The sequence below is a fragment of the Prevotella heparinolytica genome, assembly GCF_004342845.1.
Lineage (GTDB): Bacteria > Bacteroidota > Bacteroidia > Bacteroidales > Bacteroidaceae > Bacteroides > Bacteroides heparinolyticus.
The window spans coordinates 15,233-41,608 of the sequence record NZ_SLXB01000027.1 but is presented as its reverse complement, the minus strand read 5'-3'; the positions used below and the strand labels follow the sequence as shown (position 1 = coordinate 41,608).

At 46.9% G+C, this 26,376-nt stretch carries 29 protein-coding genes; all 29 read right to left on the bottom strand.

Features of this window, described 5'->3' with window-relative positions:
• Window positions 1-197: 197 nt before the first annotated feature.
• Window positions 198-1,367, bottom strand: coding sequence for a hypothetical protein (locus EV202_RS12495; RefSeq protein WP_131927298.1), 1,170 nt, complete (start codon window positions 1,365-1,367; stop codon window positions 198-200).
• Between the two features lie 10 nt (window positions 1,368-1,377).
• Window positions 1,378-2,448, bottom strand: coding sequence for a hypothetical protein (locus tag EV202_RS12490; protein WP_131927297.1), 1,071 nt, complete (start codon window positions 2,446-2,448; stop codon window positions 1,378-1,380).
• Complete coding sequence (locus EV202_RS12485; RefSeq protein WP_131927296.1) at window positions 2,445-2,753, bottom strand: hypothetical protein; 309 nt, start codon at window positions 2,751-2,753, stop codon at window positions 2,445-2,447. The genes EV202_RS12490 and EV202_RS12485 overlap by 4 nt, the downstream gene beginning before the upstream one ends.
• A 25-nt stretch (window positions 2,754-2,778) precedes the next feature.
• Complete coding sequence (locus tag EV202_RS12480) at window positions 2,779-3,606, bottom strand: DNA-methyltransferase (RefSeq protein ID WP_207903447.1); 828 nt, start codon at window positions 3,604-3,606, stop codon at window positions 2,779-2,781.
• 35 nt (window positions 3,607-3,641) lie between these two features.
• Window positions 3,642-4,832, bottom strand: coding sequence for a hypothetical protein (locus EV202_RS12475; protein ID WP_131927295.1), 1,191 nt, complete (start codon window positions 4,830-4,832; stop codon window positions 3,642-3,644).
• A 10-nt stretch (window positions 4,833-4,842) separates the two neighbouring features.
• Window positions 4,843-5,019 carry a hypothetical protein gene (locus tag EV202_RS15105; RefSeq protein ID WP_165899431.1) on the bottom strand — a complete coding sequence of 59 codons (177 nt, stop codon included), beginning with the start codon at window positions 5,017-5,019 and terminating at the stop codon, window positions 4,843-4,845.
• Window positions 5,020-5,023: 4 nt separating this feature from the next.
• Window positions 5,024-6,526, bottom strand: a complete 1,503-nt coding sequence (locus tag EV202_RS12470) for a hypothetical protein (RefSeq protein WP_131927294.1) — start codon at window positions 6,524-6,526, stop codon at window positions 5,024-5,026.
• Window positions 6,526-6,771 carry a hypothetical protein gene (locus EV202_RS12465; protein ID WP_234878298.1) on the bottom strand — a complete coding sequence of 82 codons (246 nt, stop codon included), beginning with the start codon at window positions 6,769-6,771 and terminating at the stop codon, window positions 6,526-6,528. Before EV202_RS12465 ends, EV202_RS12470 begins: the two co-directional genes overlap by 1 nt.
• Before the next feature lie 69 nt (window positions 6,772-6,840).
• Window positions 6,841-10,722 carry a phage tail tape measure protein gene (locus EV202_RS12460; RefSeq protein ID WP_165899430.1) on the bottom strand — a complete coding sequence of 1,294 codons (3,882 nt, stop codon included), beginning with the start codon at window positions 10,720-10,722 and terminating at the stop codon, window positions 6,841-6,843.
• 147 nt (window positions 10,723-10,869) lie between these two features.
• Window positions 10,870-12,723, bottom strand: a complete 1,854-nt coding sequence (locus EV202_RS12455; protein WP_131927291.1) for a hypothetical protein — start codon at window positions 12,721-12,723, stop codon at window positions 10,870-10,872.
• Window positions 12,716-13,165: a hypothetical protein gene (locus EV202_RS12450; RefSeq protein ID WP_131927290.1), complete on the bottom strand. Its 450-nt coding sequence runs from the start codon at window positions 13,163-13,165 to the stop codon at window positions 12,716-12,718. The genes EV202_RS12455 and EV202_RS12450 overlap by 8 nt, the downstream gene beginning before the upstream one ends.
• Window positions 13,162-14,175 (bottom strand): hypothetical protein, encoded by a 1,014-nt coding sequence (locus EV202_RS12445; protein WP_131927289.1) that lies wholly within the window; start codon window positions 14,173-14,175, stop codon window positions 13,162-13,164. The genes EV202_RS12450 and EV202_RS12445 overlap by 4 nt, the downstream gene beginning before the upstream one ends.
• Complete coding sequence (locus tag EV202_RS12440) at window positions 14,172-15,095, bottom strand: DUF6712 family protein (RefSeq protein WP_131927288.1); 924 nt, start codon at window positions 15,093-15,095, stop codon at window positions 14,172-14,174. Before EV202_RS12440 ends, EV202_RS12445 begins: the two co-directional genes overlap by 4 nt.
• 7 nt (window positions 15,096-15,102) lie before the next feature.
• On the bottom strand, window positions 15,103-15,948 hold the full coding sequence (locus EV202_RS12435; protein WP_131927287.1) for a hypothetical protein: 846 nt from the start codon (window positions 15,946-15,948) through the stop codon (window positions 15,103-15,105).
• A 1-nt stretch (window position 15,949) separates the two neighbouring features.
• Entirely contained in the window at window positions 15,950-17,293 is a 1,344-nt protein-coding gene (locus EV202_RS12430) for a hypothetical protein (RefSeq protein ID WP_131927286.1), read from the bottom strand.
• Between the two features lie 2 nt (window positions 17,294-17,295).
• Window positions 17,296-17,898 carry a hypothetical protein gene (locus tag EV202_RS12425; protein WP_131927285.1) on the bottom strand — a complete coding sequence of 201 codons (603 nt, stop codon included), beginning with the start codon at window positions 17,896-17,898 and terminating at the stop codon, window positions 17,296-17,298.
• 136 nt (window positions 17,899-18,034) lie between these two features.
• Window positions 18,035-18,436: a helix-turn-helix transcriptional regulator gene (locus tag EV202_RS12420; RefSeq protein WP_131927284.1), complete on the bottom strand. Its 402-nt coding sequence runs from the start codon at window positions 18,434-18,436 to the stop codon at window positions 18,035-18,037.
• A gap of 50 nt (window positions 18,437-18,486) precedes the next feature.
• Window positions 18,487-18,666, bottom strand: a complete 180-nt coding sequence (locus EV202_RS12415; RefSeq protein WP_131927283.1) for a type II toxin-antitoxin system HicA family toxin — start codon at window positions 18,664-18,666, stop codon at window positions 18,487-18,489.
• 144 nt (window positions 18,667-18,810) lie between these two features.
• On the bottom strand, window positions 18,811-19,059 hold the full coding sequence (locus EV202_RS12410; protein WP_131927282.1) for a hypothetical protein: 249 nt from the start codon (window positions 19,057-19,059) through the stop codon (window positions 18,811-18,813).
• Window positions 19,056-19,301 carry a hypothetical protein gene (locus EV202_RS12405; protein WP_131927281.1) on the bottom strand — a complete coding sequence of 82 codons (246 nt, stop codon included), beginning with the start codon at window positions 19,299-19,301 and terminating at the stop codon, window positions 19,056-19,058. Before EV202_RS12405 ends, EV202_RS12410 begins: the two co-directional genes overlap by 4 nt.
• Window positions 19,298-19,573 (bottom strand): hypothetical protein, encoded by a 276-nt coding sequence (locus EV202_RS12400; protein ID WP_131927280.1) that lies wholly within the window; start codon window positions 19,571-19,573, stop codon window positions 19,298-19,300. Before EV202_RS12400 ends, EV202_RS12405 begins: the two co-directional genes overlap by 4 nt.
• A gap of 340 nt (window positions 19,574-19,913) precedes the next feature.
• Window positions 19,914-20,705: an HIRAN domain-containing protein gene (locus EV202_RS12395; protein ID WP_131927279.1), complete on the bottom strand. Its 792-nt coding sequence runs from the start codon at window positions 20,703-20,705 to the stop codon at window positions 19,914-19,916.
• Between the two features lie 228 nt (window positions 20,706-20,933).
• Complete coding sequence (locus tag EV202_RS12390; RefSeq protein WP_131927278.1) at window positions 20,934-21,257, bottom strand: trypco2 family protein; 324 nt, start codon at window positions 21,255-21,257, stop codon at window positions 20,934-20,936.
• 331 nt (window positions 21,258-21,588) lie between these two features.
• Window positions 21,589-22,077 carry a hypothetical protein gene (locus tag EV202_RS12385; protein ID WP_131927277.1) on the bottom strand — a complete coding sequence of 163 codons (489 nt, stop codon included), beginning with the start codon at window positions 22,075-22,077 and terminating at the stop codon, window positions 21,589-21,591.
• Window positions 22,078-22,122: 45 nt separating this feature from the next.
• The gene (locus EV202_RS12380; RefSeq protein WP_131927276.1) at window positions 22,123-22,518 is read right to left on the bottom strand and encodes an ArdC-like ssDNA-binding domain-containing protein; all 396 of its coding nucleotides are present in this window, start codon (window positions 22,516-22,518) and stop codon (window positions 22,123-22,125) included.
• Window positions 22,519-22,537: 19 nt separating this feature from the next.
• On the bottom strand, window positions 22,538-22,735 hold the full coding sequence (locus EV202_RS12375; protein WP_131927275.1) for a hypothetical protein: 198 nt from the start codon (window positions 22,733-22,735) through the stop codon (window positions 22,538-22,540).
• Window positions 22,736-23,661: 926 nt separating this feature from the next.
• Window positions 23,662-25,416 (bottom strand): hypothetical protein, encoded by a 1,755-nt coding sequence (locus EV202_RS12370; protein ID WP_131927274.1) that lies wholly within the window; start codon window positions 25,414-25,416, stop codon window positions 23,662-23,664.
• Window positions 25,382-26,008 (bottom strand): hypothetical protein, encoded by a 627-nt coding sequence (locus EV202_RS12365; RefSeq protein WP_234878297.1) that lies wholly within the window; start codon window positions 26,006-26,008, stop codon window positions 25,382-25,384. The genes EV202_RS12370 and EV202_RS12365 overlap by 35 nt, the downstream gene beginning before the upstream one ends.
• Complete coding sequence (locus tag EV202_RS12360; protein WP_131927273.1) at window positions 26,005-26,361, bottom strand: hypothetical protein; 357 nt, start codon at window positions 26,359-26,361, stop codon at window positions 26,005-26,007. Before EV202_RS12360 ends, EV202_RS12365 begins: the two co-directional genes overlap by 4 nt.
• Between the last annotated feature and the right edge of the window lie 15 nt (window positions 26,362-26,376).

The window sequence follows — 26,376 nt, the reverse complement described above, 5'->3', positions numbered from 1 at the left end:
GACGATACTGCTGCATGGATGTGCCCCTATCAAGTATGTACCTGTGGAGAACGTGAAGGTAGAATATCGTACACGTGACAGCATCCGGTATGACAGTATATACAAGCATGACAGTATATACGTCCCATTTTTTTGCTATAAAATCGGGACGGGTTTAACATTTTGTTTTTAGTTTCGTTTTGTAAAATATTATTCAATCAATATTTAAGAAAATTGCTATCGGCGAACCATCTATATACACCATTATACATCTTTGATGATATCGAAGCATCGTTGTATATGGATGTCGGATCTCCAATAACAGCTTCCACGTATTTCTGAGTGTCTTTGTCCCAAACAAGAATAGGGCTATGGGAGCAGGTTAACCGGCAAAAAGGAATAGGTACTCTTGTTCTTGGAAATGTAGAGAGAACATCTATCACCAAGTCCGGATGGTCGTTCGGATCAGGCAGATAGACTGTTGCGTTGCTATACCTCGTATCAATAAAGGTCCCTTTGTGCAGATTGAGTTGGTAAGTCGTTGCTTCCCCGATTTCGTCACACAAACGCCGCCATACAATTATTTCCCTCGACCGGCGATAAAGACGCCCGTACTCATCCCAATAGATATTCCCCTTGGCGTAATGCCCTGCGCCGTTTAAAAAGTCAAGCATCAGGTTGGGGGTAAAGGCGGGCGTACCGAAGTCGCGGTAGTTCTCCGTATGCCCGCCATTAGCGTCAACACCAAATTGAGAGAACATATACTCATCCTTGAATACCACCTTGCCCAACAGTGCAAACTGCGCCATCAGGATGCTTGTGGAGAGCAACGGCCAATGCTGGTAAGCTTTCCACTTGCCCGATGGATTTGCGCTCGACACGTCTGTCTTCGGGTTAACGGATGTATTGCCGGGAATACGGCTCATCCACATGTACACCTGCCCGTCGAGCATCAGTATCTCCCCATTCTTGTAGACCGCTTCCACACTCCACGCCTCCGGACGCGGGAACGGTATCGGATTATCCGCAATGACATTTACCAGTTTTACGTCTATCTCCTTTGTCCGTGCGCTGTCCTCATAGGCATACACACTGATACGGTTGGCCGTGGCATACTTGTCCGCAGGGATGGTGTAGCTGAACTCGCTCACCTTAGTTGGCGAGTTATAAGTGTACAGCGTGGTTACGCTCGTACCAACAACACTCTCCACTTTAAGGGTGAGGTAGGCTTGTACCGATATTTTGGTACTGCCCTCACCCATCCACAGGCGGATGACAAGGGGTGTCGACTGGATGTTATTGGCATCCACCGACACGGCGCCCGGATTGGCCTCAATCCACATCCTTTCCGCTTCCGCTTTCAAATATATGGTTTCACTAAGTAACATACGCAGTCTATTAATAAACGCCCGTAATAACGCCCGAAAGCCCCATTTTTGCCCGTACCATGTCCTCATAAGTCACTGATGCCTTGTTTGCCGTAAAGTTCGCCGCGCTCTTTCCCGTCAGGATAAAAGGCGCGCCGGCATTGTCTTTGATTGAAAAATTCCAATTGGTAATGAGAGATGGCATTTCCTCACCCGTGCTTCGCTTGATGGCAACAGGTGTAAGTACGGCCGTTTCTCCACGGCGTACCGTGTTGCCGAGGATGCCGCTTATCTTCACCCGCATAAGGTAGGGGTCGGAGAAGTCGGTTACCTCATCGTAGCCGGAAGCCAATAATGTACCGCTCCTCTTCACGTCGCAACGGAGCTTCAGCACGTTGTTGACATCAGCGGTGCTTACATTCTTGGTTCTCCCAGTACCCCACGCTTCATCGCCTGAACCAAGCATTTTATACCATTCAAACGTAAGGCCGGAGTAATCGGTCATCTCCACACCGTCCTTGAATACCCTCACATTCTCCGTAAGCGATTCCCCGGCAGTTACCAACCGAGAACCCTTGTTGTTGCTTATAAGTACGTCATATTGGTTGCCGGTACTCTCCTGTATGACTACCTCCTTTGACAGCTCCTGAAAGGCGATGGAAGCACCGCCAATCTCTATTGTGCCTGACACCGTTATCCGGTCATTGTCATACCCGGAAATGGGCACAAGGTTCTTCATCACACGCAAGGCAGGCAGGTTGTAGGTCTGGCCGCCGATGTTGGCGCTGTAGGCGTCTATCTTTTTAAAAAAGCCTGCAAGCCCAGAATTCGTGCTTAACCCGTTAGCTCCGAACGTGAGCTGCATCCCATTGTACCGGAACTCTATCGATTGGGGAACGAGAACCGCTCCCGATGCCGTATCGACCAATATCAATACTACCGTAGGGCGGACATTCTCCGCCATCGCCTCGAAGTCCGGTATAAAGACATTCGTGCCTTTGTTGTACCGTTGAACGAGCGGAGTACCCTCCACCCGTAATATGCCGTTGACGGTCGTACCGTCAAGCAGCCCTATCAATTCAAATCCACCGTCAACGTTCATACCGTACCTCCTTCCTCTGCTTCGTTATCCACTTCCTCCGTGCCGGAATCTGGATGTTCTTCACCATCCGATGCAGGCTGTCCTTCGGGATTGCCGTCTGCTTGCGCATCGTAGATGCCACTCTCTTGCTGCTCCTTTATCAAGGCTTTCAACTCTTCGTCCGACAGGACTTCCGGGGCGAAGCCGGAAAGCACTTTCAAGGCACTCAATGGCAGGATTATCCGCCCGTCGGGGATTCGCTCCGCATAGCGGTAGTCGTAATCTTTCCCGGCCAACTGTTCTTCTTTGACTAATAAGTAATTCATAATATATTACATTAAATTGACAATTCTAGTCAGGAGAAAGAGCATTCAAGCGACTCACCCCTGCATCGTAGTACTCTTTATCAATTTCAAAACCAATGTACTTCCGGTTAGTATTAACACAAGCGATAGCAGTTGAGCAGCTTCCAGAAAATGGGTCTAACACGACATTACCCGGAATCGTAGTCAACGCTAATAGGCGTTCTATTAGCCGGACGGGCTTCTGAGTGGGATGTACCCTATTGAATCTATCGCGTACTTGCCTGATTATACTTTGCTCAGAATTGCCATCTATGACCATTTTCATCATAGCTTTGTTTATGTTACTTTTCCGAGTAGAATTACCAGCAACTGTAACACTTCCATTCTGTCTTATGGCGCGCGTATACACGTCTCCCGTTTCAATATACGATATTATGTCATTAAGTCCTTTTTCAGAATGGGTTGCGCAGCATAATCTTTTCATGTCTCTTAAGACTTTATCATAGTCGTATTTATTCATTTCCAAATACGGTATTTTCACCTTATTTATAGATCCTGTGCCGATAGTGTGTATAGAAATTAGTTCGTGTTTTCTCTGCAATGGAGTAACAGGGCTTGAATTAAAGACTTTATCCCAGACGATTTCCTCTTTAAAAGTAAAACCTAAATTCGCAAGAATTGTATTCCAGCGATAAAACGAGGTCCCTCTACCAAACAAAACAATAAATCCATTAGGCTTTAAAAGCCTTTTAAATTCGCCGAACAAACGGCGCTCATCAAAAGGGCGATCTAACTTATGATTCAGATACAGATACGGCGGGTCTGTTAAGATGCAATCCACACTCGCGTCAGGAATCCGTTTCATCCCCTCCATACAGTCCTCGTTATATATTCTGTTCAAATCCATAATCATTCGTATAAAGGTTGCACTATCAAATTATCTCCGCTATATACATAGCTGTCGCCGCTCATCACCGCCGCCGTCTCCGCATACAGCTTCACCTCCGCATATACCTGCATGGGATAGTTGGGGTCGAAGCCGAATGATGATGGAACGAAATCACAGTTGCGTCCACTGCCGGCTTGGATAGGCTGGTTACCCGGCTTAAGGGAGCGGACAAACCATGTAATGGCAAACAGGTGATCTTTTTCAACCCCGACATAGCCCTTGTTGTAGGGTATGTAGCAAGTAAAGCTTACCGGGGTGGCAAGCGTGGCCGACACCTTGAAGCCCTTGGACTGCACGATGGCAACGCCCAGTGTCTTGGGCATCTCCACCTTGATGGAGGTGACGCACTGCAAGGAGTCGTCACTCGGCGAAGGGGGACGTACTCCGTTGTAGTAGGCCGCACGGCAACGGAACGACTCATACCGCATGAAACGGGCGTCTATGGTGAGCTTCTTGCCCCATATTCCTCCGTTCTTGCCATCAACGCAGAACGCAAGCTCCGTCTCGTAGAACTCGCGCCAAACACCTTTATCGAGTACCTCCCACCAATAGGCGGCATTGGCATCCGGTACGGGCGTAGAACCCGAATAGAGCTGCGCCGTAATCTCTTCTATCCACTTGCCCTCCGCAGCGGGGGTTACGGCAAGCGGGTTGATGGTGTAGCTTGCGGGCTTATCCAGCTTCAAAGAATAGTTCTTGCCGTCAAAGATGGTGGTGCGAAGGACGATACTTCTCTCCACATTCACCTGCTTGTTCCGCCTCGTGTCGGTAAACGAGAGGATGCAGTGTATCTCGACCGGTGAATTGTAGTCGATATTCTTTTTTACGGTCAAGGAATATTGCGGCTTGCCGGCGGCGGATACCTGATAGTCCGTACCGCTTACGATACGGTTGCTACCGTCCGCCTTTGGCGCACCCTCGTACCACTCCGCACCCGTTATGTCACGTATGCCGTTCATCACGCCCTCCGGGTCTGATACCGACACGTAGGGCATAAATACACAGGGTATCAACGCCCTGTCCGGCTCGTAGGTGTTGGTATCCTTGTTGTAGTTCTGCACCGGGTTGCCGGAGAGAACCTGTATATCGGCCATGAACGAATAGGGGTCGATATATACGGGAATGTCTTTAGGTTGGGATTGTATAGCCATATCAACAAGCTTATAAAAAATCTATTATAGTTACATTCTTGTGCCCTGTCTTCTCGGTTACCAGCTCTTCAAGGCTCTTTCCGTCGGGCATCCAGACAATCGTCATTCTTTTACACGGGATGAATCCCAATAATTTATACCGGTATTCTACGACTTTCGGGTAAGCTAATTCACCTGTTGTTTTCATAATGTTACAATTTAAATCCTATATAATTTTCTGTTGTCTCAAATTTTCCGCCGCCTATCGGGATGAACACCCGGCACACGAAGCGCACCTTGCGCACCGATAAGCCCCATTCACTGCCCATGTCAGCCCTTGTAAGGTGGATGGCGTGCTTCTTCCCGTCCACATAGGTAGGTTGCCAAGCATTGTCGGCAGACACGTTGCCCGTATCACGCAGCCACTCCACCTGTACGCCGTCGGAAGCCATCAGCACCTCGGTGATGTCACGGTTACCGTAGCTGACTACCGCCGAAACGACGGTATCGACCGAGCGGTGGAAGAACTGCCATCCGTTGGTGGAAGTGAAATCAAGATGGTAATTCTTATCCCCCTCCAGCAATATCCATCCGGGGGCGTTCCACTTCGGCTCATCCGTTGTCTTGTCGATAACACAGCCCCACTTGCAGCCGTAATGGTAGACGGTATGTTGCTCCAATTGCGTCACAACAGATTGGTTCTCCAGCGTCACCTCATGCGACACGTTGCGGTAGGGTGATTCCCCTTGCGCGGCGGCAAGCGACCATTCGCCACGGTCAACCTTCTTGGGGATGATGTCACCGTTCCAGTCCGCCTGATAGAAGTTCTCGGCAACGATGGTTTTCGCCATGATGCCTACGTCAGTAGTGGAGATTGGCAGCTTGCGTATCATCTTCACGGACGGGAAGCGGCCGATGCTTATTGCGTAGTTGTAATCCTCCAGTACTGGCTTGAATACGTTTTGCAAAAACATTATCCGCCCCTCCCTCGATGAGATGAGCCAGCTCTGCGCACGCTCGTTCGTCTCCCCGGCTTCGGGCATTACGGCGTTGCCCTTGCGTGTCACGTTGTAACCCTCAACCGGAGGATAGTTTTTGCCGCCCGGCACTTCACTGTCAGGGTAGAGCACGACGGTAAGCGAGTTCTCGTTGCGGTTCTTGGCAACGCAACGAAACCAAGAGGAATAGTAGTCAGTGCCGCCTGTAAGCAGGCTGTTGACGATGGACAACAGCACATCGTGTTCATCCAAGTTAGTCCAGTCGGTGTCCGTGCGTTTTTCCATCCACAGCTTATACGTGGTGTCGTCTATCTTATCCACGCGCTCGATGTAGCCGCAGTCGGAGAAAGAGTAATCTCCGGCCATCGCCTGAATCTCGTTGATGATAAGGCGCAAGACTGTTAGAGAGTCTCGTATCTCTACCCGGCTTAGCTGGGCACGGCCGTTAGGGAACAAACCTATGCCTTTGCCGGCAGTCAAACTGTCGATGAATTCGCCAATCTGCAAAAGGTAGTCGGTGCGATCAGGCTGATCTTTGCGAAGAAATTTCCCCTCCGCATCTTTTAGTACCTTTTCGAGTATTAGCATATCTGAGGCAGACAGCTCTTCCAGCGCTGCCTTTATCTTCCGGAAATTCCGCTCCCATTTCAATCGGACATCACGCCCAGTATCATTGGCGCCGTTCCACGGGATTATATTTTCAAATTGGGTATCCATTACTTCAACTCTATTTCTTCGCCATTAAACGAGAGCAACAATGGTTGCCAGCACATGCCATACTCCATTGTATGGAGGTCGATAAAATTCAGCATGTAGTCGGCAAAACGATTGGTGTCTTTTCGGCTTTGTTTACGCAAGCGAGCCTTGTTTATAGTAACCACTCCGTCACTCTTACGTCGTTCATAAGAGTAACTCATAAAAGAGAAGGAAAAAGATTTTCCTTCGGACGATAAACGTCTCATCTCCTCTATTGCTTTATACAAATCCATGATGCAAAGATATCGTTAGGTTTGTTGGGGAAAAAGGACAAGTCAACGACTAACGTTCTTCTCCAGTTGTTCGACACGCTTAATGGCATCGCGCACTTTTCGAGCGTCAACAATCAGTTCTTTTTCGCACAAAACGCCTAAAAGACGGTTGTTTTCCTGAAGCAATGAGATGACTTGTTTCCGTACTTCCGGAGACAGGGCCTGTGAATCCATCTGCCGTGATAGATTGACCGTCGAAGAGTCAAAGTCATCGGCATAACCTCCGGAATACTTGCCGCTACGAGTTTTCACCTGCTCAAGTATTTGAGTGGTGTTAAGCATCCGGATGGTGCCATTCTTCTGCGCCACATCGAACACATCGAGAAACTGGCGCACATGGGGATTGGCAACGCCTTCATGGTTAGTTACAAATTCATTCTTATGTACAGGTATCACGCCTGCCACGTCATCAGGGTTACCGGTTCTGGTATATCCTTCTACATACTCCGCTGAATATCCTCCGGTTTTCAAACCTTTGGCTTCATCCCTCTGCTGTTTAGCCACCGCTATTTGAGCCGCACCGCTTGCGATGGCTGCGGCTGCTGCGACAGCGCCCAAAGCCGGACCTACAACAGGTATTCCGGCCATAGCCTTGTACGCTTCCATTGCCGCAACAGATGTTGCGGCCGTTACCTGAAGGACGGCGGCAGCGAAATGTTTGTCCGCATACTTCTTTTTCACCTCGTTAATGGCTTCTTCTTTCTCCTCTTCGAGTTTGGTTGTGTCCTTGCCTGCTTTTTTCGCGGCGGCTATCTCTTTGTCATATTTGCGTGTAATCTTGCTAATCTCGCTATCCTGCAAAGCGGAAATAAGCTGACTGGCAGCTTGTGCAGCCTGACCAATCGCGTCAAAGGTTGCCAAAGTCTTTTGCTCGCGCTCCTTTTCTTGCGCCTCTGTCAGTTCTGTTTTTTTCTTCTGATATTCCTCGTAACTGATGAGGTCAGCATTATACATCGCATCCAAGATATTAAGTTTGTCTGACACATACTTACTTCGATCCATTGCGTCAAAACCCTCCTTCTTGGCTTTTTCCCGGCTTTCTTTTTTCTCAGACATTCGGGCATCAAGCAGTTTCCCATCGACATCGGTAGTGTCATCGCCATATTGCATCTGCATGGCGCGTTTCTTCTCCAGATAATCTCTTTCCGCCTCCAATAGCTTAGCCCGATACTCTTCTTCTGTCCGGATATCCCCATCCAGATAAGCTTTCTTGATGCTTTGTTGATCGGCTCGATATGCCATATCGAGCAAGGAGTAAGCCTCTTTCTTTTCTTTGGCGGATGACTTGTCATCTGCTTTTTCCTCTTTTTTTCTTGCAGACTCCAGTCGATTGGCTTCTGCAATCATCCTGTCATATATTTGCCCCTGAATTTCGGTCGTGTCCTGCTTGTATTTTTCAAGCAAGGCTTTCTTTTTCAGGAGGTATGTTATCTCGCTATCATATAAAGCCTGATTATATTCTTCTTCCGTATGTTGCTTGTTCAGATATTCCTCTTTCCACAGATTCCGTTCTTCCTGCATGGCTCGCTTCAACAGTTCTTCACGGGCTTTAACGATATCCTTCACATCTTGAACGCCACCGTTGCCACCACCGCCATTCCCATTACCGTTGCCATTCCCATTACCGTTGCCATTCCCATTATTATCCCCATTGGCTTCGTTATTTATTTCTTTTAATTCGACAGAAGTTTGAGCGATTTCCTTATTAATTTCCTCTATCTTGGCAACAACATCCTTCAGCGCATCACGTGTTTCGCTCAAATCTTTTAGAGCATTGTTTTCATCTTCTGTACCAAAAAAGCGGGAAACCTTTGCCGCAAATCCATTCCGATTATAGCCGGACAACGTATTTTGGCTCCTGATATCCCAATACTTGTCGCTTTGGTTGCGCTCATCACTTTCCAAACCTCTTTTCTTTGCATAAAGCTCTTCCAATTCTTGTTTGGCAGCCTTTAACTTGATTTCTTTTTCCAGCTGGACAAGATATCTCTTGATGGCCTCCGTGTTGTCATCGGTCAAAGTCCCTTCATCGGAAATCAGGCCATTATATCCCGGTATAATACTCTTTAATTCATCCAACGCCTTTCTACGTTCATCAATGGACACGCCATTGTCTTTGATGATAGACGTTAAAGCGCGAATTTTACCTTCCTGTTCGGAGAATGACTGTGCTACTTCATGGTTAATCTTCTTCATTCCAGTGAGAGACTTCCTAAGATCATCCTGCTTGTTATGCGCTTCAATCATTTTTCCGACGAAAGCTCCCAACCCGACAAGAATAATACCGTAGATGTTGGAAGCCATTACTTTCTTCAGGTTTTTCATGGACAGTATTGCCCGGTTTGTCCATAAGACTTCCAGCTTTGTCCACGCCACATGCACTTTCTTTATCGCTATCCAAGCCGTAGTAACTACCATCGCTCCCGCTACTGCTCCTTTATATTCAAACAAGATGGACACTATCGAATTCAGTGCCTTTACCGTCAGGCTACCGGTAGTAAGCATATACTTCATAACCGGTTGCAGCTTCTCCCCAAGCTCAATACGGACGTCTTTAAATCTCTTCTTTGCCTTGTCCAATTGAGCTTGGACCGTGTTGTTCTGCACGTTATATTCTTTAACGACGCTGGTTCCATCACGATAAGCATCATTAGCCAATTTCTGCGCCTTGCGGATGTCATCTATCTTGCCTGCCATCGTGCTGATGACACCGGAGGCACGCACTCCATCCAAGCCCATCTCCTTGAACATAGGCGCCAACTTATCCAATCCGCCTTTCTTGTTGAGTGTATCAAGAAGCTGGAGGATGGCTTCGTTCGCATCCTTTTTAATTAATGCGGAGAACTCCTCTACATTCTTCCCGGCTATCTTTGCAAACTTGGCCGGTTCCTGATACATCTTCATCATCAGGTTTTGGAAAGCGGTAGCCGCCATCTCCTGTTGCTGCATGTTCTGGTCCAGAACGGAAGCATAACCGATGATGTCACCCTGCGCCACATTAGCTTGATTTGCTGCCCCGGCCACACGGGCCGTGAATGCAACTAAATAGGCTTCGGCTGCCGAAGAGTTCTGGGCAACCTCGTTGATAGCCGAACCGGTTGCCAGCATAGCCCCGCGCAGACCCAGCTTGTCATCTTCGCCGAACACCTGCGCCAGCTTGCCAATATTCTTCACGGCATCCTCGCCGAGATCTTCGCCCAGTGCAACATTAATCATGTTTGCTGCCTCGACGAATTCTTTCACCTCTTTCTTTCCGGTAATACCCAGTCTTCCGGCATCACCTGCCAGCGCATTCAGTTTTTCGCGAGGAGTGCGCGTGTCCATCTTTTTAAACTCCTCGTTCAGTTCCCGGACTTCCTCTTTCGTCATGCCGGTGTACTTGATGACCTGCGCTTCCGCTTCTTCCATCTCCGCAAATTCGTCCACACATTTGCGTGCAGTCAAGGCTATACCTGTAAGAGACGCTATTGCACCGGCTCCAAGGGCGGCATAGCGGTTAAATCCATCCGCCATTTTAGACAGGGAAAAACGTGTTTCTCTGGCTTGCACTTCCAGTTCCTTCATCCGCTTCTTGGTGAGCAGGTAATCCGCTCTGGCCCTTTCCCACTTCTCCGTGCCGGGAGTGGCATTATCCATTTCTCGCTTAAGAGCCTTTGCCCCCTTTCTAAGTTCCGCATAGGACAGTCCGCACAAACCCACCACCTTACGCTGTTCGGCAATGCTTTTGTTCAGTTTATCATATTGCTCTTGGAGATGCTTGTACTCATCCGTGTTCTTTTTCCCTTCCTTTTCCAATCTCAACATCTCCTCGCGAAGAGCAGAGGCTTGTTCTTTTGTTTCGGTAAACTTGGCCTTGGCATCCGAATTATCGATCCGGATAGCCATCCTGAAATCCCTTATACTGACAGACATAGTGTATAATATTATTTTAAGCAAAGATATTCAGACGGGCGGCGGCGAAAAAGGACACAAAAAGCCCGGCGATCCATCACGGACAACCGGGCCAAGAATGATTATGAAAAACAGATATATCTAATCCAACCAACGGCCGTTATCCATCCATACACCGCCGTCACGCCACTTTCCATCGCTCAATATCCAGCGGGCATCCGCTTCTGTATCACTTATCTTGATTGGATAAAATGTACCTTGCCAAGCCCCCTTACGACCGGAAGCATCCAGTGTATATTCCATCTCTTTACAGATGTATCGTTTATTGCGGATTTCAAAAATTCTTCGAGGGTCAAAGAGGTTCGGGTCATAACTGTTAATCTTGACACCCTTTGAAAAGTCTATATCGTAAATTCCCTGATAAAAGAACTTATCAAGCGTGATCAAACGAAGAGATGCGCCACTATTGTTCGTTCTATAATATTCAGGAATAGAACCATATCCATCTGCGCGATATTCATCTGTATAAGGAATTGGGAAATAGCGTTTAAGGCCTCCCAATGTCTTCATTTCTGCCAAGCCGGAGAAAAAAGCCAGATATATATTCTCTTTGCTTTCTGAATTATCCTTTTTAATGTTCTTTTCTATCCAGTCAGGCAGACTATCTGTTTCTTCCCCTTCTTTTGAAGATGTCTTGCTTCCAAGTGTAGGCACAAATATGTTCAAGTCTTCAAAAGGTGTACCATTTGAATAGGAGGACATGCCGGCCACTCCCATCTCTGCCGGCATTATTTCAAGTTCAATTGAATGCGCCTCTTCCTTACGTTTCAAAGGGGCAAACTCATTGAGCATCACATACACGGGTTGATTCTGCCAGCCATCCAAATTCTTTAAATAAAGATATTCTCTTCCATCTCCTTCATCCGTAAAGATTGTATCATTCAGTTTATGGGCTTCATCCATAAACCATTCCTGTATACGTCCATACGATTGAGGAACGTAATCTGCCGGAATAGTGCCTCTCTTTGCTTCTTTCAAAAGATTATCAGGCAAACAGCGCCAGCGCCAATAAGCACTATCCGGAAACTTATAATGAACGTTAGACATTATATGCATATCTTTTTCCGGTTCATTTTCCAGTTCCACCTCATATACATCTGTTACTTGCCGGACATGAGAGCATGCCACTCCTTGATAATAGCTGTTTTCAAAAAGAACACGAACAGAGCGTTGACGGTTATCAACTACCACCACCACATTAAACAAAGCCTCTATCTGTTCAAGGAAATCAAGCACAGACCATCCGGGAAGCATCTTACTCCAGTCATTAGTACCCTCTGCGTTACAGATATACAGATCTTTAAATGGAGTACTTTCTATTTCATTTAACGTCAATTCGTAATTCAAAGAGCGAAGAAGCTCTTTGAGGTATGCGCATAAATACGGCTGCGCATACCAATACGTTCCATCCTGATTTAAAATTAATTCTTCTTCAGGATACTTCCGAGTAGACAACGACCATTTGTTGATAATACGATTATTAGTCGTATCAACCAAAGGCGGCAGGCAGTAATCCACTTCCGGGTAAGTCTTCTTTATATAATTGACATTACCCGGCTCAATTTGGTCGGTTATCCTCATTTTTAAAGAGGATATCTGCAAGTCTTTTCCTATAACATAGTTGAGCTCTGAATTGCCGCTCGCGATCTGGATGGTAACCGTGTCTTGCGTCCATCCGGTAATGACTTCCGTTCCATTACAATAGACACGGTTATCCGCTATCAGTACGGCAGCCCGCTTTTCCTTGATATCCAGAACGGAGTTCAAGCGGTTGAGATGCTTGTACAGTTGCGCATTCGTCGGGTTATCCAAGTCCAGCGTGACATCATACGTATATTCACCGTTTTTCGTAATAAATGGATTCTCACGTTTCACGGTAATATTAAATCCTTTTGGCAAGACAACGGCTTGACCGTCAATCAACAACTCAGTCATAATCTTTTAGTTTAACTCCTATACTCATGCCATTCCATCCTCCGAAAACGTCATATTCCCACTCGATAGACATTCCGTCCTCCATTACCACATCACCGCAATAGTCCTGCATGTCAAGCAGTTCATCCCTCAATAAGAGCATGACATTCTGCATCTTCGCATAATGCACCAGCTCTTCTTCGTCATCATGCTGCCCCGCAGAGACTTTCTCCAGTAGGAAGATAATCATCTGATTCTTATCTTCGTGGTAATCAGTGGCGCCATTCATGTTTGCGTCCGGATAATTGGCACACATCCATACGCCTTCTTTGTCTTTCAGCTTCTTCACCATGTGCGCCTCGCGCACAGCCATCAATACGCCTGTTATGGCGTCGGCCTTTTTGCTGTTTACTCGCTCGGTGAGTTCTATCAGCATTTCGCGGAATCTCAATATATCAATCATAAACCAACTAAGTTGTTATTTTCCGGATCGGCCATTCGGAAACTGAACTCTACGGTTTTCAGCAAGCTCCTCCGGAATTCCCTTTCAAACTTTTGTTTCGTTATAACAACTGGAAGCCATTCTCCATCGACAAAGATTTCCGCTTCCTGAGCATTCAGCAGATTATGCCACAGCTTATAGTCGCTCTGCAACATGACAGTGCCGCTATTCACGGTATATTCATCGGTCACCTTCAGCCCGAATTTACGCTCCACCCCGTACATCACGGACGTTTCGCTCTCATTTGAGCCTGCCATCTTCATTCCTCCGGACGCGGTAAGCGTCTCCGGCATGTCATATACATTCTTGAACCGGAAGCACCATTGTTCCGCCACGAGGGTACGGTCGATGTAAAACATCATGGAGCCGCCGTTTACCGCCACCTGATAACGGGCGATATCGACATCCGGGAAAGCGGAAACAACGGTTTCCGGACTGACATCGACGGTAAACGCGGTTGCCGCATCGTCTTCCGTACCCGCCACGGCAATAAAAGATTCTTCCGAAGAATCGTCTTCCCGGTAAGCAATCAGTTTGAAACCGAATTTATCGCCGGCAGTGTTCTGCAACGGATATCCACTGACATACTCTTTCGCTCCCGGACGAGTCACTTTGACAGATACCTCGCTCAAGCAACCGGGAGCCATCGCGTCTTTTTTCGTGCGCAGCCGGCTGAACATAACCAAGCTGCTTGCATCCTCCACCCCGTTGATAAGGAACGTAAACACGCCCGCCGCATCCGATTGCGGCGTATTCTCTCCGGCACACCACACGCCCCACAAGGCCAATTCGCAGAATTGCCCGAGACGGCGTACCCGGACTTGATTATTCCCGTCAGGCACATATTCCTCATCCAAGATGGTGCGGTTGCCGTATCTGACGGCAAAGGATATCGTCACATCCGTATCTATAACATAGTCCTGCATGCTTCCGCAGAACTCTCTCGGTCTCGGTCTCTGTATTACATTCATAACCTACAATATTTATTCCTCGAACTATTCTTCGGCAACAAGTCGTACTCCGGCACTTCGCCGCCATCCCGTGCCCTTTTCATCTCTTCCACCCATACGGCAGCGTCCGCCATCAACCATTCGGAAACACGTTCAACATCATCCAGCGATGCCGGTTCGCTTTTCGTCATGCCCGATTCCGCCAAGAACCGCCTCACGACCCCACCGGGAATAATGCCCAAGGGGAGCCGGCGCAACGCCATTCCCATGGCAAGCAATGCAACGGCCTTGCATGCGGCAAAATGCACGTCGCTTTCGGGATGCGTCTTTTCCGCAATCAAGTCGTCCCATCCGGCACCATACGCCCGCTTAACTGTCAACATCTGCGCCTCACGGATAAACGGCACAAGAATCAGATACATCCTTTCGCTTTTCTCTATGGGAAAGTACGAATCAAAGGAGGCGCCGTTACTGATGATAAGAGATTGGGCCACCTTGTATTGCTCACTCTCTATCCACGCCCCGATACGTTTCTCGTTGAGATAGCGGATAAGGCTATCCACGGCACGGTAGTACTCTTCCATGTGCAGCGCATCGTCTCGATCCAGTTGCCATTGCCACGGGAGTTTTTCCGACCCGTCAGAAGCTATTTTAAACTTCCGTCCGTCATCCTCATGGCTAAGGTCATTCTTCCGGTACATGTTCAGGGTGGCAAGAATGGCGACAGGGCGTTGTACTTTCCTTACAAACGCCATATCTCCATCGGCTTTCCCGTATTCCTCTTCCGCCAGCTCAATCACCGCCCTGCCTACACAGGCTGCCAACTCTTCCGTGGCCGATTCTATCTCCCCCGAAACTTTAGAGAACTCATTGTTGGCGTAATAGTTGCCTGTCAGTTCCCTGAGTTCCGCCGATCCTTTACTGTTTTTATTGAATAACATAGCAAAACTATTTATATCGTCTCATTATCTCATCCGCCCTCTGCCTATCGTCCAGCAATTTCAGCATGACACGCAGCAACAGGGTGTTATCCGTTGCGTCCGCATTGCCGAAGATACCGCTTTCGGCCACCGAATAAAGCACTCCGTTCATTCCGAGGTTCTGCGCCGCCCCCGTTTCTTTTCCATCATCTCTCTTGTGCCGCTCGAACACCGGAGCGAAGCAGATTTCCAGTCCATCGATGACGAACGTGCCGGTGTACAGGTATTGGCAGAAATTGGCAAACCATGCATAAATGCCCCATTGCATCCATACAGGCATGGATTGCGTGCGACCCATGTACATATCCATATTCTCAGGGTTAAACGGCTCTTTAGTCGAGAAGCCTCCTTTTCGCTGCTCTTTTTTTCTGTATAGGATAGCGCAAAGAGCCAGCAGCTCCCTATCGTCACGGCTTCCGTTATACCGGTTCATCACGGCCGCCGCATGGCGGAATTCGCCGAAAGTCATATCCGCACCGTGGCTTGCCGGACCATACAGGTACCGCCACCGCGGAATAAGGTTGACCGTACTGTCATACGTAAGCTCAACAACGCTTCCCCCTTCTTCTTCAGAAACTTGCCACATCCAGCCTAATGTCTTGGCAAACTCATCGACCAACAGCAGGTCGTCCACCTTAGAACGGAAGCGATACCCACGATTCTTCAGCACATAAGCGCACCACTCGCGCTTGACGTCCATCAGGCTAATGCCTTTCCGGTTCATCAACCTTTCTCTTATTTTCAAGAGGTGCATCCACTCTAATGGTTTCACCTCTTCCCAGCATTCCGGGATCTGTATATCTTTCTCTTTCATGTCACACTTGTGCAGCCGTCCTGTTCGGCGCAGAAACATTCTCCTCCTTATTGATTACCTTCCGGTATATCCCCATGAATATCCCCTTTTTGTGGGGGAAATTAATGCGTATGGCATCATTGATGGCTTCCAGTGCAATCTCCTCCGGAATCTGCGTGTCTGCGCCATAGAATATTTTCAGGGCATACAGCATCTGGCTGCCACTATCGCTCTTGCCGTCGATGATGATGTTTGAGAGTGCGGGAGACAGGCCGAACCCGCTGGTGGTCGAACTGTCGGCTATCCGCGAAATCTTGGCTTGCGCCTCAATATACTTATCGATGTTCATCTCGATAGGCTCTATCTTCCAGCTCTGCGTTGCTCCCCGGTCATCCACGAAGTCCACGCAAGAGAAGAACTTTCCGGCATTCTTCTTGCCTGCCATCACGTTGGCAATGGTCGCCGTAAGTTCGTCCTTCAACCGCTCCATCTCTTTCTGTACCTGCGATTCATCCCAGTCCTCGTGCATCACCTGTATAAGTTCGCGCTTCTGGTTCCAATATTCCTGAGGCGAATGCACCACATACGCGGCAGCAATCATATTCTCATTCAAGTGGCGGATAATCTCCGGCAGGTTATTCGCATTTTCCAGCCACGGCACGGAGCCGTAAAAGCATGAGATGGCATACATGCTGCGGCCGAAGCTGCGCATGCAGTGGTATTTTACGGCAACCTCGTGCCGCGCGGGATTCCATTTGTCGAACGCCGGATACTTGCGGAATGTACGGTATGAATCGAAGTCGCCCGTAAGGTATTCGCTCACATCCTCAAGGCGGCGGCTGTCGTTTCCCGGCCAGCACAGGCGGCAATCCCTGCTATGCAGGCTCTCCAGCCTGTGCACCCATGGACGACCGATGCGCACGCCTTTGCCCATATAATACTTGGTAAAATGCCCGTTCATGTGAGTGTATTCCACCAAGTTGTTGCGGATATACTCCCGATAGTCCCAACTATCCAGCCATTCCTGTATTTCATCGTCCACAAGCCACTCCTGCATACGTTCGTTGTTCTCGATCCTCACCCTGTACAGTTGAGGGCCTTGACCGTACAACAACCCCGTCTTGCGTTCCAGAATGCCGGGGCCCAGATTGTTTTTTTCCAGCAAATCCCGGATGGCATTCGGCATGTTGTTGTCAATCCCCCACGGAACCACTCTGACGCCCGATACATTGACAGGGTCTCCATCCCAATCGTTCACACCATCAAAGAAACGGCTCATGCTCTGGTTCCAATTCATGTTGATGGCATATTGCCCGGCTTGCGTTTCCACAAAGCCGAAGTTCCCTATTCTCTTAACGTCTCCCATATCTATGTGTTAATATATAATCTTGTTGCGTTCACCGTCAGTTTGGAGCAATATTCACTTACAATCTCTACAAGTTCGGGTATCAACTGCTCTATAACCGGGTTAAACCACGGTTTTGGCTCACGCTTCCACTCATCGTTATCTTTTTTCGTTATTATGCGTGTGCCGCCCTCCATGTTGTAGCCACGCCCTACGCCCAGATGGACGAAGACGCCCTCCTCCTTGAAACTGAAACCTATACTCGTGATTTCCTGCCCCTCCGCAGGCTGTTTCCCATAATGCCGGTAATTCTGCTTTATCGACTTGGACAGCTTCTTATCCGCATCAATCAATTCCTTTACTGACAGGCGCAACACCGCATTCACCTTTCCTCCCCAATCCCGTATCTTGGCGTTGAACAAGGCTACCGCCTCTTTATCCTGTTCCCGTTGATGCTGCTGTGTTATGCCGGTGTCCCCCTCGATGATGACATCAAGAGGAAACCTGCCACCGGCGAAGCTGTTGTTCTTGCTTCTCATGCTGTTTCGGTTCCGCCCCAATTGGTGGCGAGAACGGAAATACGACATGTTTTCCCTCCATCCGATACTTTCAGTTCCTGAACTCATGGCTGCATCCTTTTTTATGACACAAAGATATGCGTCCGCGCATCCTTGAAAAAGGACACAAAAAAGGGCTTCCCTTTTCAGGAAAGCCCTACCTCACATCAAAAGATGTCGTCAAACAAATAATTCGATAATGAAGCTATACCAGTGATAATTCGGAAAGTTCGGCGGCAAAACCGTGCAACGCCTTTTCGATTCTTTCTTTTTGTTGCACGCGCGGCTTGGAACGTCCGTGCATATAGGCCCACAATTGTTTTTGATGAATTCCCGTCAAGCGTTCCAAACCTGAGAGAGACAGCATGTTGCCGTAATAATACAACAAGCTCTGTACGTCATAACGCCATACCAGTACATAATCTTTCTTTATTTGTTCAGGCCATTGTTCTTCGGGCAGGTTTTTCTTTATCAAGTCAATAGCGGTTTCCACGTCTTTCTTGCATTCTTCCACCGTATCGCCGGCAGCATAGATGCCTTCGCAACTTTCAGAATAAGCAGCAAAGCTATCCGAACTTGCACAAATATTCATAATAATTCTTTCCATGATTCAACGATTCTATTGGATTAATATTGCTGTTTTGAAAGGGTGGGGGATTAAACCCCCATCGCCTTTGCTATTTTCTTTCTTAATGGTTCCGGGATCTCTTTTGCCCCGTGATAAGGAACCGGCTCCGATAACTTTCCATTTTTTATGTAGAAGTAATGGCTGCCTTCTACATGGTGGCGTTTCCATCCGGCCTTAGTGATTTGTTTGTGAAATTCTCTGTACTTCATATCTGTTGTTATTTGTTTGACATTACAAAGATAGAAATATTTCTATTAATGACAAAGAAATAACAGAAAAATTTCTATTAAAAATAAAAAAACCGGCTATCCATCACGAACCACCGGCTTCAAAAATGTATAAAAAAATGTTTCTTATAGCCTGTTCCGCTCAAGGAATGCGGATTCAGACATGTTTCCTTTGATAACTTCTTTCGCCTCAGGATAAGACACCTTGTACTTATCGATAATCATTGAGCCTTTCACTGCTGATATTGTGTCGGCGGTAATGCCGAACTCCGACCTCAATTCTACCAGTACTTTCAGCAAGGAAGTCAATTCTCCGGCTTCCGAAGGAGCTGTAATGGAAAAAGAAGCGGAGTAAAATGTTTTATCTACGGTCATCCCCCCACCTCCTTTCCTTCAGGAATAAGCCCCCTAAACTCTGTACGTGCAAGATGCAGGATTGCCAATACATCGACAAAGCCTTTCGTCTTTTCCGAAAAACAGCCGTTGTGTTCAAGGAGGAAGCCTATGCTGTCATCCAGCATATTCGCAAGGGATTCGGCCTGACCGTTCTGCAGGTCCGATAATCGTTTACAGATAGCATCATTAAGCACAATTCCATTCACTACGGTAGTGTTCATGCTTCTCCTCCTTTCCGGCACTTCTTTGCCTTGTAAACGCACAATGCGGTGGCTGCGAACAGGGGTGGGAAAACGAAGCCTAAGCAGATGGAGAGGATGGCACCGAAGTACCATCGGTCGGAAGACGTGCGAAGCTCGCAATCGGGGGCAAGGCTGCGGTAGTAGCGATGCTGAAGGTCGTTCACTCGCTCGGTGAGAGCGCTGACAGATTCGCCTACGGATTGAATGCCGGAGGCAGGCACGTTGAGAGTGCAGGTGGTTTGAGTTTTCATATACAAACATGTGTTGTAGCAATGGCAGAAAAAAAACGGCTGCCAAACCCGTTGCTACAACACATGATTCAACCCCGCCGGAGCGTTGGAATAAATGTTCGGGATGGCAGCCGCATGCGTTTTATAATAAGCACACTTCTACTCTGTATGTGGTTCGTATATGATTACCTTTGTAATCGATGGGCATAAAAATGCCCAAATTCGTATCTGGACAATAAACCGTTTGTCCGAACGGGATTGAATTATACATCAATCATGTGTTATAGCACTGCAAATATAAGGATAATATTTGCAATGCAAAACAAAAGCGGAGTTTTTTGCTCCGCTTTTAAAGTATTCGTTATTTTTCAAAGACTGCTAATCCGTAAATATACAATTCATCGTAAGACGATATCTTCTTTATCTTACATTCAATCAATTTATCCATATTGTTTGATATTCGCTTTGCTTTTGTCGCTTCCACATAACCAATGTGGTGATTATCAGTCGTCAAGACTTTAACCGCATAAGAATCATGTTCATTCTCCGGCTCCCTTTCAAGCAAAAGAGTATCACCTTCTTCCAAGTCTTCAGCCGCTTCTTGGGCTTCTTCATCTCTGTACTGCAACCCTTTTACCGCGAAACTTATAAAGAGTAAATCTTCAGAAGCATCCATGTTGCGGATCTTCTTCTTTTCCTCTTCCACCATTTCTATCAGTATATCCCAGCCATAAGTTTCAATAGTACCATCCTTTATCTCTTTCTCAAAAGTTTCGGATCGCTGCAATAATTCAGCACAGAATTTTTTATCAAAACTGAACTTATCCAATAAAGCCGCATAAGATTTACGCATTATTTGAAATACCAGTTCTTTCTCTTCTTCCGGTCCTTGAGTATATTCCCGGATGGAATCTATTATATTTCCTATTAAATCCTCTTTTTCTGCTTTAGTCATCTCCAATGAAACCAATGTTTCGTTTCCAATACGAACAAATTCCTGAAGTTGTTCCTGCATCTTCACCTGAAGTTCTTGTTGTCGGGAAGATGAAGGCTGTACCTGATTCCCTGATTCAGAAGTGTTTTTCTCTTTTTTGCTTGACGCGATCATAGCTATGATTATCACAGCTACTACAATACCAATAATTGTTCCCATACATTTAGATATTTAGTTAATAATTTCCTTTTCAGATATTTATGTGCTATTTTTGCACCAAAACAAATAGTCATGAACGAAGTAGAATTGAGAAAATATTGTTTAGACAAAGCCATTGAAATTCTCGGTTGGTATAAGAACTTCTTTCCAAAGAAGAACCTTCACCCTCTTGTTGTCTCAGAAATTCTCTACCGTTATCTTACCACCGGACAAACCGAGTACTTCGAGTTACCCCACACACGTGGGTAAAGCCACCGAAATATGAAAATGGATGGTACTTACAGTTGCGTTGTCTGTCACATTGTTTACTCCTGCTTTTAGTACATTTATGTGAATTCCGCCTCCCGTATCCATCTTTTCAGAAGCAGACACTTGCAGGTTGAAATCTATATCCTGCACTATTCTCCCATCCGCTGCGTATCTAATGTTGTCTACCGGGTTGTCCGCTATAGGGTTGACCATCAACCCTGAATCAGCCATTTCCTCATTCAATTCAGTGATAGCCACCGAAATGTCCTTAATCGTTCCTTTGACGAAATCTTTCAGTTCCATATCATTAAAAACATCATCTCCTCATATCGTGCGCCAACCGGAACCACCCGGAACCCGATTGCCTACGGGTTACACGATATGAGGAGACGAATCTTTTGGTTTATCTTTGGCGTGTCAAATATCAGCATAATATCCAATATTTCCAAAATAAACACAAAAAAAGGCTTTCCAAAGCCCCTCCGTGGTTGAAGGAACGGAAATACAAACAAATCCTTTTTTCGGGCCCCATCCGCTTTGCGAACTTGTGAGCAAAGCGGATGGGGTTTCCCACCTCACAGTGAGGAAAAACAAGAGTAGTCCACTAAAAGCGGACTACTCGGAAACACACTGCTTACTCGCTAATCAGGCGCAATTCAATCTCTTCAATTTTTTTCGCTATCCTGTTTTGAATGAACGCTACAAATTCCTCAATGATGTATCGGTTTGAGATAGAAAATATCTCGTTGCTATTATAAGCTCCACCGTCAACAAAACGAAGTTTGTACACCCTTGAATCAAAAGCCTGTTCCTCTTTAATCTTTGCGGACGCATCTTCCAATTTCTCCAATGCATCAATAAAAGCCGTACGATTGCGAGACAGTTCTTTTTTTCGTTCAAGTTCGGCAAGGCACTTTTGCAGCTCCTTTGTTTTTCGTTCAATGTCCGCTTGCAATTCGGCGGCCTTGTCCTGCTTCTTTTGCGGTTTGCCCGGCTTAGGCTCTTTTGTTTCCTTGTTTTCTTTTGCTTCGCTTTTCTGCACGGATGTTTCCTTTACGGCTTCTTTCATTTTCTCTACTGCCTTGACCAATTCCGTACCGATTTTCACTGTTTGTTTTTCCATAATTGTAATTTTTAAAAAGTTAATAAATAAAATATATGATAGCTATTAATCTGCTTTCTCCGATTTGTGCACCTGACATTCCGCAAAGAGGTAGCACACAGGAAAATAGTCTTCTTTTTCTTCTTCCTCTTTACCTTGCTTCTTCAATTCCTCGATGCGTTGTTTCTCCGCCTTGGATGCCACGGGAGTGCCCCATATCAACAAGGCCTTTTCCCCTTTGCGCACGCTGCATCCCTCTTTCTTCCACTCGTGGAAAGTCTTTAAGTTGGTGTAGCCCTTGCAAGCGTAGTAGAAGCGCAACAAGCCGTTAACGGTATCGTCCTCATTACCCATATATTCGCCCTTGTCCCTGCGTGCCACCAATGATTTAGACAATGATTTCAACGCTTCACGTTTCTGCCTGCGGATTTCGTTTTTGTTCAAATTTTCTTTTGTTTCCATAATTCAATTATTTTAAAATTTATGCTTCAAAAATTATATAGTCCTCTACTGTTTGAAAGTATATGTCGGCTGTAGAAATCAACTCCCACTTCTTGCCGTTAGCGTCCTTAAAAAGAATACTCAATTCCTTGATACCGTCAAACTTCCGTAATATCCTGTAATTGGTGAAGTGCCTGTTAAGAACCTCGATGGCCTGTGTGTAAGTAAATGTTTTCATGATGCTGTAATTTTTATGATGAACCTTGAGCTCGTGGGTGTTAGCCTTTTTATTTGCTGTTTTCCCGGTTGGAGCTTTTTTTTTCTGCGTCGCCTGTCGCTACGCGGTATGTTTCGCCTTTTTTACGCTGCATCAAAAGGTGTTGTAAGGAGCAAGCGCAAGTTTTTCCGGAAACCGGAAGGCGGGAATACTACCCGAAGGGTGGAGATTTTTCCGGAAACAGCCGCCCGAACTTGAGCCGGCGACGTCAACATTTACCTTTGCAGCACAAAAAAAGCGAAACTGCGTGATGACAGGAGACAGAAACGAAAGGCGACGACCGGAACAGAAAACAGCGCAACGGAAATAGTCGAAGACTATACCGCTCTGCCCGGCTATTGTTTAACAAGCGACGCACTTGCGTCGCGCAAAGAAACAGATAGCGGGGCGTCAAGTACGGTCACGGGGTTGCAACAATCCGGTGACCCCTGCATGGATGCGAAAATAACAGACAGAAAGCTCCGCTTTCTACCTTGAAAACGCGAAAAATCCGCACGGCAAAGTTTGGGTAAGCCTGTACGCCTGTACAGTTCACGGGCACAAGCTTGCCGTGCGGATTTTTCGCGCGCCGCCCCCTGTCGGGGCAACTTTCGTCCCATTCGGGGCATATTTTCTTTTCCCCGATGGAAGAACATAAATACATTTATCTGATAATCAAAAGACAAACCCCTCTCTGTGATGAGTATCACAGAGAGAAGACACGAAGTAGGCCGAGTCGCGCCGTCCTCTTATTGCGATTGCAAGCGGTCGTTTGGGTTCGGAAATATGACAAAATGTTAACAAGCTGTGCCTGATGCGCCAAATCCCACCTGCTTCGGGCGGCGGACAAGAAAAAAGCCCTGCTATCCTCACGGACAACAGAGCTGAACCTATTGAAAAAAGAAATGTCACACCGAAGCAGCACCCGATACGTTGTTGCCTATCTTCCATATCCGGAGGAATTCTTTCCGCATAGTGAAGTACTTCAACGCATCGGTCAAATTAGTAGATTCTTTAGGCAGACGATGAACCGGAAGCTTATCGCCCGTTTTTTGTTTAACAATCAGGCTGGAATTGTTAGGCCCGTTGGCAATCTTTGTCTCGGTAACTTCCATCTCCGATTTAAGGTTAGGGCAATTATACTGGTCTATCAGCAGTATAAATAACTGCCGTTCGAGGTTTCCGCTAAGCAAGTCCATAAAGAAACGGTATTCCATGTTGCTGCCGATATTACCTTGGCCAAGGCTCATTAACTGTACTTTCCAACCGGTGCGGCGCCCTTCCGCATCAGTCTCTATATTCTTCTTGATCTGCGTAGCCATGTCCGCACCGACACTTTTATAATTATTCATGGAGCGGTCATAATAGAGCTTCAGCAGTTTTTTCTTATGCGGGGCAAAGTAGTACAAGAACCTATCCGCCAACACACGCACGGAGTTAGGAGGCAAAGTGTACAACTCCTTCAATATCCTCATATACTTTCCATCCTTCTGGCCGAACACCATGGAGAGCATATTGCCTGAATCCATTCCTGCCTCAAGCGGTCGGTTCGTGTCAAGGTATCTAAGTACGGTACAATCCTGCTCCCAGCCGAACGGATGCTGGTCTATAACTTCATTGATATATCCATCGGAATAGAAGTTACCCATGGATAAATTGCAATAAAACATCTGGCTCGCCTCTAACTTGGGGATGACAGAGAGTATATTGCACAGCACACCTTCAAGCCCTTCGGAAAATTCATCGGAAAACCAGTCTTCGCCCAATATATCCACATTGACGTAAGAGGAAGAAATGAAAAAGAATGAAGTGCCCCTGCGTGTTTTAATCCACCTCTCCTCCCACCTCTTCATGTTCTTGCCGGCAAGCGTCATGGATCGTTCGGCCGCTTCGAATTTCGGAAGCAAAGAACGGTCTGCACGTGAAGCTTCTTTCAATTCTTTACACCGCTGCATGGCAGCCACATATTCTTTTTTAGTCTGATTATATACAAAGCCGGCTTGCAGCATGAGCAAAATCTTTTGCTTATCATTCTGCTTGGCCAGCTTCAATATCCAATCATATTCGCCGAGGTGGTTGGGGTTTGGCATATCCGTGGTGAGCGTCCGGCTGCGATACCATACGCTATTCCCATACTTAACACGAAAGCCGCGTACAGCTTTCAACAGGTTGGTGAATTTCTCTTCGGGGAAATATTTAACTTCATCTCCGAATACGCCTACATAGGATCGACCGGCACCGATGGCAGGACGGTCCAAAGATATGAATGTAAAGTTGAATCCGGTGTAGAATACCATGGTATTTCGCCAGTCAGTACAGATGTTATACATCCTGTCTTTCCATTCCTGAGGCGGTTCTTGATTTATCATATAGTGTATTCCCGGCTCCCACCCAAGCAAGGAAAGCCCGTCTATGAGCGAAGGGATGACATTTTTATGAAGATCAGAGTAAGTATCGGCAACCCATGCGAATGGAGCACCCTTGCAATCCTGCGCCACCTCCTGCACACGTTCGGCAAGTACCTGCACGGTTTTGGCAGACGCTCTACCGGCAATCCAATAGAGCGACCACGGCATCATGACGGCAATAAGCTGGGCCATCCAATTGGAATAGCGCAACTCGACTTCATCATCCGATATCTTTAGTTTTTTCTTCTTGGTCATCGAGCATATCTTCTATATCTATATCTATAATGTTCGCATCTCTTTTCAACCTTACCTTCTCCCTGTTGGATATGTCGGTCATCCCATCGATCTGTGCGGCGAGCAAGTTCCGGTTTGCCGACGGCAATCCAACCGATGCCGGGTCAAGGTCGTAGATCTTTATGGGCTTCTCATCAATGCCTTTCGGTTTCACCGGATCGGGCCTATCCAGCTGCTTTATCTTCAAAGCCTGTACATGGAGATTACCGTATATCTCCATGTCTTTCGATGTCACCGCATTTTGCAGCACCACTTGCGCCGCTTTCATCAAGTTGTCATACATCATATTGCGGTAGGCATCATTCTCAATTGTGTCGCACAGATAAAAAAGGTTGATGGCTTCGCTGAACATCTGTCGCGCACGCATCCGTTCGATATTGAACGGTTCGTGCATCAGGAAAGCGATTGCATTATCTTTGCCGTATTTTCGATATATGCCTATCAAGGCGTACAATACGTTGTAATAATCAAGCTCTTCGGCTGTCAACTCTATTGTACAACCGGAGGCGATGTAATCCTGAAGAGTATCAAAGTAAGACTTATCGAACATCATCCTATGTCATCGTAAAATATCTTATTAATAGAATTACGGTAGCCGACAGATTGCCGGAACCGGTCAAACCGTTGGGCTTGTGTCACGTTATCGCCGGTTTCCGCGCCTGCCGCCATCGCCAATCCCTCTTTAGCCCTCTGGATGAGTTGCCCACGCTCGTAATGGTACTTCAACGGCGATCCTACAAGGTTGAAGAACCAAAGAAAATCATTTTCCGGAACATGATAATACATTGCTATCTGGCGCGGTTCATATCCTATACCCGCCAGTCTTTCCAGCTCCTCCATGTCTATACGGTCATACCAAGGGGGATTCTCACGCCATTTTACCAATTCGTCCGCTACGAAACTCATATACTTCTTTATTTT